Raw genomic sequence first — 12,183 nt, 5'->3', positions numbered from 1 at the left:
CCCCCCCCCCCCTTTTTTTAAATGATCCGCCCCCCCCCGACAGCTACCCACGGAGTTTGGCCGCCCGCGTCAGATGTGTAAACGACCCCGGGCCACGGCCCGCGACGACGACGGCGCGAGCGTCCCGTTCGCCGCCAAACTGCCGGTCCGCGACCTGGGCGCCTGGCAGTACCGGTCGGCGCTGCCGCTGGTACGCCAGGACGGCGGGGCGAGCGGGGCCGCGGACGGGCCCGGCACCTGGCGGGTGAAGTGGGAACTCGGCGTGATCCACCCCAAGCTGACCGACCGGGCCAAGTTCCGGCTGGTGCGCGAGGACGGCGCGCCGCAGGTGCTCGACCGCGACGGGCGCAGGCTCGCCACCGCCGCGCACCCCTCGATCGCCCAGGCCCTGGGCGTCGGCGGGGGCAAACCGCGCGGCGCGGTGCAGCTCATCGACCGCAAGACGGAGGAGGTGCGGGGCACGGAGGCGCGGTTCGGCGGGCCGGGCGCGGCCGAGGGGCCGGTGCGTACGACGATCGACCCGCGGGTGCAGCGGGCCGCGGAGCAGGCGTTGCAGCGGCACGCCAAGGGGCGCAATGCGGGCCTGGTCGCGCTGCGCATCGCCGACGGCGAGGTGGTGGCCCTCGCCAACACCCCCGCCGGCGGCTTCAACCGCGCGTTCCTCGGCACGTACGCCCCCGGCTCGACCATGAAGGTGATCACCTCGGCGGCGCTGCTGGCCAAGGGCGCGGTGCGGCCGGACGACGTGGTGGACTGTCCGAAATACCTCACCGTGGGCAAGCAGTTCCACAACGTGGAGACCTCCGAGATCCCCGGGGCCACCTTCCGCGAGGACTTCATCCACTCCTGCAACACCGCGTTCGTCAGCCTGCGCGACAAGTTGAAGGATCGGGAACTCACCGACTTCTCGTCCACCTACTTCGGCATCGGCCAGGAGTGGTCGACGGGGGTGGCGTCCTTCGACGGCGAGGTGCCGGTGCCTGGCGACCAGACGGAGAAGTCGGCCGCACTCTTCGGACAGGGCAAACTCCGGGCGAACCCGCTGGTCATGGCCTCGGCCACGGCCACAGCCGCCTCCGGCACCTTCCACCAGCCCCTCCTGGTGCGCGCGGGCGGCAAGCCGCGCAAGGGCAGCGGCCCGACCACCAAGGAGCTGCCGCCGGACGTGGTGCGGACGCTGCGCGGGCTGATGCGGGACACCGTGACCGACGGAACGGCCAAGGTACTCGCCGACCTGCCGGGCGAGATCGGAGCGAAGACCGGCACGGCCGAGGTCACCGAGGAAGGCCCGAACAACGGCTGGCTGGTCGCGTACGACGACACCCTGGCCATCGCCTGCGTGGTGGAGGGCGCCCAACACGGCTCGGACTCGGCGGGCCCGGTCATCCACGACGTCCTGGCGACGACGGCGGGGTGAGCGCGCCGGCCTCGCCTCGTACGTGGGGGTGGCTGCCCCGGCGCGTAGGGGGCGGGGCGTTGCTGGGGGCGGCGTTGCCGCGTAGGGGCACTGCCGCGTGCGGCACCACCGCGTCCCGCGTGCCTGATGGCCGCAGACCCCGCACCGGACGGTCCCGCGTCCCGTACCGGATAGCCGCGCGGTGCACCACACATCAGCACGATATGCAATACGGGGCACTTCGCGCGCCCGCGCGTACGGGATGACGAGGCATGGGGCGCAGGGGCGAGTGGCGCGGCTCCCCACGTCGGTCTCACACCGCGCACCCGCCTCACACCGCGCACCCGCGCGTACGGGGCCCCGGCCCCGACCCGACCCGCGCCCCCCCGGGCCCCGCGCAGCGGAATTGGTGCGGGGCGGGTGGCCGGGTAGAGTGGTTGAGTTGCTCGGCGAGGGAGGCCCTGTCCCGTACAAGGCCCATCCGTAATCGACGCGCTCTTCGTAGCAGGTCTGTCGGTAGCAGGTCTGTCGTAGGCCGAGTGACGGCTTCCAGATCCCCTGACTACGAGGAGTGCCACCATGGCCGAGGTCACCGTTCCCGTAAAGCTCCGTTCCGAGTTCGGCAAGGGCGCGGCCCGTCGCCTCCGCCGTGAGCAGCAGGTTCCCGCCGTCATCTACGGCCACGGCGCCGAGCCGGTCCACGTCTCGCTGCCCGGCCACGAGCTGATGATGGCGCTCAAGACCCCGAACGTCCTGCTCTCGCTCGACCTGGACGGCAAGAACGAGCTCGTCATCCCCAAGGCGATCCAGCGCGAGGCCATCCGCGGCTTCCTGGTCCACGTCGACCTGCTGACCGTCAAGCGCGGCGAGAAGGTCACCGTCGAGGTCCCGATCCACACCGAGGGCGACCTCGCCCCGGGCGGCAACCTCCTGGAGCACCTCCTCAACTCGCTGCCCGTCGAGACCGAGGCCACCCACATCCCCGAGTCGGTCACCGTCTCCGTCGCGGGCCTGGACGCCGGTCACTCCGTGCTCGCCAAGGACGTCGTCCTGCCCGCCGGCACCACGCTGGCCGTCGACGAGAACGCCGTCGTGCTCCAGGTCGTCACCGCGCAGGCCGAGGCCCCGGCCGAGACCGAGGCGGCCGAGGGCGCCGAGGGCTGAGCCCAGGAGCCACCCCGACGCCCCTCGCGGACGTCGCCCCGCAGCACCCCGCCGCCGCCGTTCCGCCCCCCATCCGGGGCGGGCCGGCGGCGCGCGGCGTCCGGGGCACGACACGGGGCGCCCCGGCCCCGCAGAGCGGCCCCGCCGAACCGCACCGCCGAACCGCACCGGCGCACACCTACGGCCCCTCGGCCCTGCACGCCCGCAGAACCGCAGGCCCACAGCCCCGCAGAGCGGGCCGCCCGCTACGGTCTAACGCGTCCGCCCTCCCGCGCGGCGCCCGTAACCAAGCCACCCCCACCCACCGGAGAGCATGCAGATGAGCGACGCAGACGGCCCCTGGCTCGTGGTGGGCCTCGGCAACCCGGGCCCCGAGTACGCGGCCAACCGGCACAACGTGGGCTTCATGGTGGCCGACCTGCTCGCCGAGCGCATGGGCGGCCGGTTCAAGGCGCACAAGGCCAGGGCCCAGGTCGTGGAGGGCCGCATCGGCCCGCCAGGCCCGGCGAACCGCCGCGTGGTACTGGCCAAGCCGATGACGTACATGAACCTCTCGGGCGGCCCGACGACCGCGCTCAGCGACTTCTACAAGGTGCCCGCCGCCCGGATCGTCACCGTCCACGACGAGTTGGACATCGACTACGGGACGCTGCGCCTGAAGTCCGGCGGCGGCGACAACGGCCACAACGGCCTCAAGTCCCTCACCAAGTCACTCGGCCCCGACTACTACCGGGTCCGCTTCGGCATCGGCCGCCCGCCGGGCCGGATGGACGTCGCCGCCTTCGTCCTCAAGGACTTCTCCGCCGCCGAACGCAAGGAACTCGACTACTTCGTGGACCGTGCGGCCGACGCGGTGGAAGCCCTGATCCTGGAGGGCCTGGAGCGCGCGCAGGGCACGTACAACTCCTGACGTACGGGAGTGGCCGGCCGCGGTCGGTGCGGACGTACGCCGCCGGGCGGTACGGGGTGGCGCCGGGACGGCGGTCCGGGGTGCCCCGAAGCGGGCCGGGTGCGGCGCCGAAGGGCTTTTCGGACGGGCCGTAGGGCCCTCCAGACAGGACGATCGACGGCCCGGGGGACGGCTCTGCGGAGACTCGGGGCGGGCACGGAGCCGGTGCGGAGCAGGCACGGGGAAGGTTCGGACCAGGTCACCGGGGTAGCGCCGGACATTGCGGACATGCAGCCACCGGTCCTGCCGAAGCATGACCTGCGCCTTGACGCGGTCGGCCCCCAGGCCCAAGGATCGCCGCCATGGCGCCGACCGGAACCAGCTCCGAGAGCACGGCGCGGGACTCCTCCCCCGCTGCTCCCCGCACGCCAGCGGGCCGCGTCCCCGCGCAACGGGGCGCGCACCCCAGCACGGCACGCCCCGGCGGCTCCCCGAGCGCGCCCGCATCCCACCACCCCGCGCCACCGCGCTCCGGACGTGCCCGTACGGGGGTTTCTCGTACGGGGACGTCGCGTACGGAATCCGCCGGTACGGGGACGTCGCGTACGGAATCCGCCGGTACGGGGGCGTCGCGCGAGGCCGGGCCGCGGGCCGGGACGGCGCGAGGCGGCCCCGCACGCGGCGGGTCCTCCCATGCCGGCGCTTCCCGCTCTGGGGCTTCCCGTTCTGGAGCTTCCCGCTCCCGGCCTTCCCGAGGCGTGCGCCGCGGTCGGCTGCGCAGGACGGGCGAGGCCGCGTACGGCCTGCTGCTGCTCGGCCGACAGGTGGCGATGGCGCTGCTCGTCCTGCTGGTGCTGGTGGCCGGGGTGTGGACGTCGTGGGGCACGGCCCAACACGCGCTGCTCACCAAGGGGAAGGAGCGCGGCACGTTCACGGTCGGCTCCTGCCACAGCAGTTGGTGCACGGGCTCCTTCACCGCGGACCCGGCCAAGGGCGATGACCGCCGCTCGGTACGCATCGACGCCACCGTCACCGACGGCAAGGGCCAGCGCATCCCCGTGGTCCTCAAACCAGGCACCACGGAAGCGGTCCGCACCGACCTCCCCGGCCTCCTCTACTCCTGGGCCCCCCTCGGCGGCGCCCTCCTCCTCGCCTCCATCCTCCTGGCCGGCGCCCTCCGCCTGCACCGCGCGGCGTGGGTGCTGGGGTTGGCGGGGGTGGGGGTTCTGGGGGCGGCGTTCTTGGGGTTGTGAGGGGGCTTCTGCCTTCCACACCCTGCCCGAGTCCGATGGGCAACAACCACCCCGGACGTCCCACCTTCGCGAGTCGTCGTCTGCTGAGGTAGCTGTCAGGCCCACAGGAGTCCCGCCGGATTTCCCTTCCGCCGGGACTCCTGATCCCTCAAGCCACTTATGGGGGACGCTTTACGGAATTACGTCTTACCGGCCTGACGCCCCGTTGCCTGAGACCGAAAGCAGGGCGCTCTCAATCGCATCCCGCAGATGCGGTCGCGCGTTTCCTGCGTCAGCCTTCTCCAGCAGGATCGAAATAAACTCTGAGTCCGGGTAACCGCCCCCCTCGGCATCCTTCATCGCCCAGACTTGCAGCCATATGGCGATCATCATCTCATTGCAAGCTCGGGCTTGTTGCAGCGCATCCGAACTTCCTTCCGAGAATACGAAGCGCGCCGATGTGCCCAGCCGATGCCCCAAGGCCAGCAAGAAAACTTCCTTGGACTCCGACTCCAGGACCGCGACCACTCGATCTCGAAGATTCATTGATCTATGTCCCAGAAATCCTCGTCCGTCATAGGCCGGTTGCTGCCATAGGGTTCACGAGGCAAGGAATCGACATCGTACCCACGATCCCGCAGAACCTTGACCCGAGTGTTCCCATTTGCGATTGTCCCGTCCGGCTTCACTCTCAACGCCTCCCTTGCCCCCGGCCTCAAGGAAAAAATGATATCTTCCGTGTCTTGCTTACCCCAAAAGTCCAGCGAGCTCCTGTCTAGCGAACTGTCAGGGTGCAACGATTTCAGGGGCAGATCGCAGTTCCCGGAATTATGAACCAGTACCGGCGCAACCCCCGCCACCACATAGTACGTATGAACCCCCGCCACCGTGAGGTCATGCGTACGCTGTTGCCGCTGGAAGGTGCGGACGGCGCTTACCTCGGCCCGGTCGCCGTCAGGGGTGCGCAGTCGCATTCCCGGTTTGAGATCGCCGGCGTCCACCCATTGGCCCGATGGGGCCGCGTCCAGTACCCAGAACGGGTGGGTGGTGGTGGAGACAAGAGACGAGGAACGCCCGTCCGTGGTGATCGCGAGGTCGACGAATTCCTTGTCGTCCTCGGTGACGATGGTTCCGACGACGTCCCGGGTCGAGGTCTCGCCCGTCTCCGGATCGGTGACGGTTACCCGGTCCCCGGTGGTGACGTCCGCAATCTCCTTGGTCCGGCCGTCGGCGAGTAGCACCTTCGTGTCCGGTAGGAAGCTGTGGCACTGGCGCCGCGTTGCCTTGTAGAGCCCCTTGAAGAATTTGAAGGCCTTTGCCGGCGTCGGCGCTTCCAGAGGAACCTGGAGGCAAGAAGACCCATCGCCCTCGGTTATGCATTCCTTCACCGGCGTCGGATCCGGAACGAAGGTATCCACCACAATATTGACGATCGGCCGCCAGAGGTTCGGCGATTTAGCCTTCTCTTTGATTTCCCTGCTGCCGAAGTTCGCCGAGACACCTCTGGCTTGCGCCTGCTTCGACCATTGGTAGCTGATATAGGTTACGTCCCTCTTCGCGCCCTGGGGACGCGGGCTGGGCTTGATCTGTCGGTAGCTCCACCCCCCGTAGTAGTCCAGGTACCACCCACTCCCCAACTGCCCGTTCTCCCGGTAGTACGCCTGGTCGTTGTGGTCCGCACCGCCCACCGGGCCGTCCGGGCGCAGGCCCGTGGGGTCGGAGTAGGTGAGCGGGCTGTTGTTGGCGTACGCGTAGCCGTGGAACTGTTGCGGGTCGGTCAGGTCCATCACCGGGTCGACGGACAGGAAGCGGCCGGTGGTCGGGTCGTACTCGCGGGCGCCCAGGTGCGTGAGGCCGGTGGAGGCGTCCTGCGTGCCACCGACGAAGCCCTTGGTGCCGGGCCAACCGGTGGGCTGCGGGCCGCGCGGGGCGCCGAACGGGAGGCTGCGCCGCTGGGTCATCGCGAGGTCGGCCGCCTTGATGGCCAACTCGCCCGTGCCGTGGTGGTCGGCGAGGGTGTACGAGACGCTGCGGTCGTCGGCGATGACCGCCTGGTGGCCGCCGCCGAGGTCGGCGTAGCGGACGGCCGTCGGCTTGGTGGCGCCCTTGGCCAACGTGACCTCGGTGTGGCCGAGGTAGAGCGTGGTCTCGGTGTCGGTGCGGCCGATCAGCCGCCCACCGTCCGCGTCGTAGACGTAGGAGGTGCTGCTGGTGGCATCGTCACCCACCGGTGCGGTGAGCTTGCCGAGTCGGCCCTCGGCGTCCCAGGTCAGGTCCTGCGTGTCGCCGCCCAGGGTGCGGGCCTCGGTGTAGCCGGCGGCGTCGTACCGGTAGGTGTTCTTCGCGGTGCCCGCCGGGCCGCTGGTGTCGACCGCGGTCAGCCCGTGGGGGCGCGGCTTGCCCGGCTCGGGATAGCTGTAGGTGTGGGTGGTGTTGCGGGCACTGGTACCCGTGAGGTCGTGTTCGGTCTCGCTGAGTCGGTTGCCGATCTTGTCGTAGGTGTAGGAGCGCCAGTAGGGCGCCGGGCCCGCGACCGTCTCGCCCGTCGGCTGGGCGGCGCACGCGGCCGTCGCCTGGGTCCACGCCTGGGTCAGGCGGCGTAGGTGGTCGTAGGTGAAGCACTGGGTGTCGGTGCCGCTGCGGGAGACGTCGGACAGGGCCCGTACGTTGCCCGCCTCGTCATAGGAGTACGCGCTGTTGCGGTCGACTCCGTTGACGTCCTCGCGGTCCACCCGCGTGCTGGCCAGCCGCTGCGTCCCCCACTCGTACGCGTTGGTGGCCCACGTCTTCTTGGCACCGTCGTCGAGGCCGAACTGGTACTGGAGCGGCTTGCCGGTCAGTGAGTACTTCGCGTCGGCGCGGATGCCCTGGCCTGCGACGTAGAGCTGGCGCAAGGTGGCGTCCTCGTACCCGTAGGTGACACCGCCGCCCGGCAGCGAGCCCGCGGGTGAGTAGCCGACGCCGGCCACCAGCCCGGACGCCTCGTACGTGGTCTTCGTCTGGTAGGTGCCGGCCAGTGCGCCCTCCGCGGCCGGGATGACGGTGTCGGTCTTCAGGGCCCGGTAGAGCCGGTCGTAGGCCCCGACGCGGGTGGTGTAGGCGTTGCCGTCCACGTACCGGGTGGCCTCGGTCGGGTGGCCCTTGGCGCCGGCGATGGTGTCGAAGACCCACTTCGCGCGCAGGGCTCCGGTCGCGCCGCCCTCGCGCAGTTCGGTCTGCCGGCCGATCCCGTCGTAGACCCGGGTCAGGGTCTTGCCCCGGGCGTCGGTGGTGCTGACGAGTTGGTCGCGGTCGTCGTAGACGCTGGTGAGCGCCCCCTTGTCGGGGTCCTCGGTGCGTATCTGACGGCCGAGTTGGTCGTACGCGTAGCGCCAGGTGTTGCCCGCCGGGTCGACGACCGTGGCCAGTTCGCCGGCGGGCGTGTGCGTGTAGCGGGTGGTGTCGTACGGGGCGTCCGCGGCCCTGCTGTGGTGCTGGCGCAGCTCCGTGGTGCGGTCGCGGGCGTCGGTGAGGGTGGTGGTCGCCGTGTCGCCGACGGGCGGGAGCACGGTGGTGCGGTCGCCGCCGTAGACCGTGCGGGTGGTGGCGAGGACCTTGCCGCCGTCGCCGTTGCCCGCGACCTCGCGCGCCTCGACCTCCCGGCCGAGCCCGTCGTGCCCGTACCAGGTCTGGGTCTCCACGCCCAGCGCGTCAGCGGGCTTGAACAGGCCGGTCGCCGGCTTGCCCTGGGTGTAGTACGCGGCGAAGGTCTTGGCCTTCAGACCGCGGTCGTCGTAGAAGACGTCGGTCAGGACCCGGCCGCCGTCGGGCCCCGGCTCCTGCGTCTGGCGCTCCCGCAGGAACCCGTCGAACAGCAGGTAGGAGGTGCGCTGCCGGCCCTCGTTCTCCAAGGACTTGGTGCCCACCGCGACCGGCTGCCCGTCGGTGGTGGTGTAGCTGAACTCGTACGTCGGGAGCAGGTCGGAGGCGAGCGTGCGATCGGCCAGCCACACCTTGCTGGACCGGCCGAGCGCGTCGTAGGTGAACTTGCTGGCCTTGCCGTTGGGGTCGGTGCGCACGGTCGGCTGGCCGCGCAGCGGGTCCAGTTCGGTGGTGGTGGTCTGGGCGGTGCTCGTGTCGCCCGGCTTCGCCGGCGGCAGCGTGACCTTGCTCTGGGTGGGGAACCCGGTGGCCGGCGTGTACGCGGTGGTGGTCGTGCGGCCGTCGGTACGCGGGCTCCGCGTCGGGGTGCCGCTGCCGTCGGCCGTCACGGTGGCGGTCAGGTCGGTCGCCGTCAGCGGCCGGCCGTAGCCGTCGAAGGTCTGCCCGGCTTCCAGGTAGGTCGCCTTGGTGCCCGCGTACTCCTTGAGCTTGGCCGTGGCGGTCGCGTCGCCCTTGGTGGGGCTGGCCCCGTAGCCGCCGCCGTCGTAGGCGGTGCGGACGTCGGAGATGACGTCCTTGCTGCGGTCGGGGGTCCGGTCGCAGGCGACCGCGACCGCTTCGACCCGGGACGGCAGGGTGCGGAGGTTGGCGTTCGCGTTGTCCACGTAGGTGGTGCGGGTGCACTGGTCGTCCGACGCGGTGCCGGTGTCGCCCTCGTCGTCGACCTGGGTGACCCGGCCGGCGACGGTGTCGTGCTGGTACGAGGTGGCGCTCTTGCGCCACTTGGCGCCGGCCCCCGCGTCCAGCGAGGTCCACGCCGCGCTGCTGGCGGTGCCGGTGAAGTCGGCCGTGACGGTGCCCCAGGGGCGGGTGCGCGTGGCGGTCTGGTGGTGCCAGGGCCGCTCGACGCCCTTCTCCAGGACCTTGCCGTCGGGGCCCGAGTACGTGACGTTCTTGTAGCCGAAACCCGCGGCCGACGCGTGGTCGGTGAGGGGGTCGCCCTCACCGGCGTCGAGCGCGACCGTCACCTCCTTGGTGCCGCCCGACGGTTCCTTGCGGTCGCCGTCCATGCCGCGCAGGAAGTACGCGTCGCGCTGCGTCTTCATCCCGCCGGTGCCCTGGCCGCCGGTCTGCACCCGCACCTGGCCGTAGCCCCGCCACTGCGACCAGGTCTTGAACTTCTCCTTGGTCAGACCGTCGTCATCGTCGTAGTGCCAGGCCCCGCCGCCCAGGTAGGTGTAGCGGGTGACCTGGTCGGGCGCGCCGCCGGTGCGGTCGGTGGCGGTGACGGAGTCGACGACGTACTTGTTGAACCAGTGCCGGTCCGGGTCGTCGGAGTTCGAGCCGCCGAGGTACTGCGGGAAGCAGCGCGTGGTGTTGGTGTGCGGGGTGGGCAGCTTGTCCCCGTCGCAGACGGCGGCGGAGTAGTTGACATCGGTCTGCGCCCCGTACTCGTCGGCGACCGTGGACAGCCGGTCCTTGATGTAGGGAGCGAAGCCGTCACCGGTCTTGTCGAGCCGGTTCGCCAACTGGGTGTACGCGAGCGTCGTCTTCGGGAGGGTGATGGGGGCGGCGGCGCTGTGTCCGGTGTGCTGCACGCTGTCGAGCAGCAGTTGCCGGTCGACGTCGGCCATGCCCCAGCGGTAGCCCAGCTTCCAGGAGTCCACCGGCTTGTACGCGTCGCCCTGGAGCACCTTCGCGGTGACCTCGGTCAGGCGCTTGCGGGTCCAGAAGGTGGGTGACAGCCGGCCCTTGTCACACTTGGTGGCCGCCTTGCAGTTGAGGTCCCAGGGCGTGTCGTACCAGTAGAACGCCTTGTCGTCGATGGTGCTGGCGTCGCAGGTCACCCCGGTCTGCGGCAGGCACCGTTCGGCGTCGGCGAAGTCCACCCGGGCCAGCGCCTTGTCCTTGTACAGGTCGCCGGACTTCAACCCGTACTCGATGCGCTTGAGGTGTCCGCCGCGGGTGTAGGGCGTGTCGTCGTCGGCCTTGAGGTTGCGCCCGTAGGAGTTGGTCTCCCGGCCGTAGTACAGGGACATCGCGTTGCCGTGCGGGTCCACGACGTAGTCCAGGTTCCAGCGCCACGCCTGCTGGCACCAGGAGGCGGCGAAGCCGTCCTTGTGGCACGGCTCGTTCGCGTTGTTGCCGAAGACCGGCACCGACCAGGTGGAGTCGGTGGTCTCCTTGCCCGCGGCCCAGCCGGGCAGCCGGTGGTAGCCGAAGAAGTACTGGGTGCCGTCGGGGGCGACCAGTCGCCAGTACTCGTCGTCGTTGTCGCCGTTGGCCCGGTCGCTGCTGGTCAGCTTGGTGATCCGGGTGCCGTCGTCCTTCTGGAGCTTCCACTCGTTGGTGCCCGCAGGGACGAGCTCGCCGCTCTTCCCGTCGAGGGAGACGAACGCGTTGTCGTAGCTCCAGCACAGGTCGCCGGGCTCACTGCCGTCGGCGTTCTTGACCCCGTCGTCGTAGCAGGGCTTGTAGCGGCGCTCGATGTAGCCGGGCCAGAGGTCGAAGCCGTCGCCGGCCCAGGAGCCCTGGTTGTTGGTGGAGCTGGTGCGGCCGTCCACGGCACCCGACGAGTAGCCGAGGCTGAGCTTGGGCTTCAACTCACCGGGCACGCTGGGCACCGGCATCTGGTACGACCAGGAGAAGTCGCCGGTGTTGAGGTGGGTCTCCCAGGAGGAGGACGGGGAGAGCGGGGAGGCCGTGTAGTCGCCCGTCTTGCCCTCGTCGCCGGCCAGGACGGCCAGCACGGTGGGCCGGTCCCGGCGCAGTTCGACGGCGTCGGAGCTGAGCCGTTGCCGCTCGGTGTCGTTGTCGAACGCCAGGGGCCGCGTGGTCTGGCAGCGCGCGTCCTGCGGGGTGCGCAGCACACAGTCGGGCACCTCCACCAGGCGCAGCCTGGACCGGTAGCCGCCGCCGAACGCCTCGGCGAACGCCGCGTAGTCGACGGCGACGGACCAACGCTCGGCGCGCTGCGGGAGCGCGTTCGGGGTGACGCTGAGCAGCACGCCGGGGACGCCGGCGCGCCGTGCCTGGTCGCGGTCGAGGACGCGGACGGTGGCCGATCGCGCGGCCCCGGTGGTGGTGCGTGCTTGCGCGGTGGCGGCCGGCGCCACGGACACGGGCGTTCCAGCGGCCTTGACCAGGTCGTTCGTCGTGGCCGTGCGCTGGCTGGCCGGGGCCGGCAGGCGGACGGTGGCCGTCGCCGCCGCGGGCCAGTCCGCCCGCGGCGGGTCGGCGGGCACGGCGGGCCCCTCGCTTGGGGTGCGGGCCTTGCCGGTGGCGGTGGAGCCGGCGACCGGCCGCTCCGCCGCTGGCAGGTCGGGCCGGCCCGGAGCGGAGTCCGCGGCGGCATCGGGTGTGGAGGTGGCCTGGAGCAGGCTGCCGACCATCACTGCGGTGACGGCCAGGGTCAACGTGCCGCGCAGTCCCCGGCCGAGGCCGGGTCTGAGTCGGTCTCTGTCAGTCATCGTCCTACTACCTCGTGTGGTGAAGGGTGAGTACGGCGAAGGGGCTCGGGTGCCCCGGTGCTCGTGGGCGGGCCGGCCCGCGCCGGGGGGGGGGGGGGGGGGGGGGGTTTTAAAAAAAGCCCGGCCCCCCCGCGGGGGGCGGGGGGGGGGGGGGGGGGGGGGGGGGGGTAA

At 71.1% G+C, this 12,183-nt stretch carries 6 protein-coding genes; 4 read left to right on the top strand and 2 right to left on the bottom strand.

What is annotated here, in order from left to right; translation table 11 throughout:
- Nucleotides 1-73: 73 nt before the first annotated feature.
- The 4 genes from AAHZ94_RS17160 (at nt 74) to AAHZ94_RS17145 (ending at nt 4,702) form a co-directional block, all read left to right on the top strand.
- Complete coding sequence (locus AAHZ94_RS17160) at nt 74-1,417, top strand: penicillin-binding transpeptidase domain-containing protein (protein WP_349993781.1); 1,344 nt, start codon at nt 74-76, stop codon at nt 1,415-1,417.
- A 558-nt stretch (nt 1,418-1,975) separates the two neighbouring features.
- Complete coding sequence (locus AAHZ94_RS17155; RefSeq protein ID WP_349993780.1) at nt 1,976-2,560, top strand: 50S ribosomal protein L25/general stress protein Ctc; 585 nt, start codon at nt 1,976-1,978, stop codon at nt 2,558-2,560.
- A 319-nt stretch (nt 2,561-2,879) separates the two neighbouring features.
- A complete protein-coding gene (gene pth / locus AAHZ94_RS17150) occupies nt 2,880-3,470 on the top strand; it encodes an aminoacyl-tRNA hydrolase (protein ID WP_349993779.1) in 591 nt (196 codons plus the stop codon).
- Between the two features lie 737 nt (nt 3,471-4,207).
- Entirely contained in the window at nt 4,208-4,702 is a 495-nt protein-coding gene (locus AAHZ94_RS17145; protein WP_349993777.1) for a hypothetical protein, read from the top strand.
- 186 nt (nt 4,703-4,888) lie between these two features.
- Here AAHZ94_RS17145 and AAHZ94_RS17140 read toward each other — a convergent pair whose 3' ends face one another.
- Together AAHZ94_RS17140 and AAHZ94_RS17135 are read right to left on the bottom strand one after the other, a co-directional pair.
- Entirely contained in the window at nt 4,889-5,227 is a 339-nt protein-coding gene (locus tag AAHZ94_RS17140) for a hypothetical protein (protein WP_349993775.1), read from the bottom strand.
- A complete protein-coding gene (locus AAHZ94_RS17135; protein ID WP_349993774.1) occupies nt 5,224-12,012 on the bottom strand; it encodes a polymorphic toxin-type HINT domain-containing protein in 6,789 nt (2,262 codons plus the stop codon). Before AAHZ94_RS17135 ends, AAHZ94_RS17140 begins: the two co-directional genes overlap by 4 nt.
- Between the last annotated feature and the right edge of the window lie 171 nt (nt 12,013-12,183).

Origin of the sequence: Streptomyces sp. HSW2009, assembly GCF_040240285.1 — a bacterium.
In the GTDB taxonomy this organism is placed as follows: Bacteria; Actinomycetota; Actinomycetes; order Streptomycetales; family Streptomycetaceae; genus Streptomyces.
This window is presented reverse-complemented; position numbering and strand designations above follow the sequence as displayed.

Coding starts and splice junctions, on each gene's coding strand:
- AAHZ94_RS17140 (WP_349993775.1), bottom strand. CDS start 5,227: ATGAATCTTCGAGATCGAGTGGTCGCGGTCCTGGAGTCGGAGTCCAAG.
- pth (WP_349993779.1), top strand. CDS start 2,880: ATGAGCGACGCAGACGGCCCCTGGCTCGTGGTGGGCCTCGGCAACCCG.
- AAHZ94_RS17135 (WP_349993774.1), bottom strand. CDS start 12,012: ATGACTGACAGAGACCGACTCAGACCCGGCCTCGGCCGGGGACTGCGC.
- AAHZ94_RS17155 (WP_349993780.1), top strand. CDS start 1,976: ATGGCCGAGGTCACCGTTCCCGTAAAGCTCCGTTCCGAGTTCGGCAAG.
- AAHZ94_RS17160 (WP_349993781.1), top strand. CDS start 74: ATGTGTAAACGACCCCGGGCCACGGCCCGCGACGACGACGGCGCGAGC.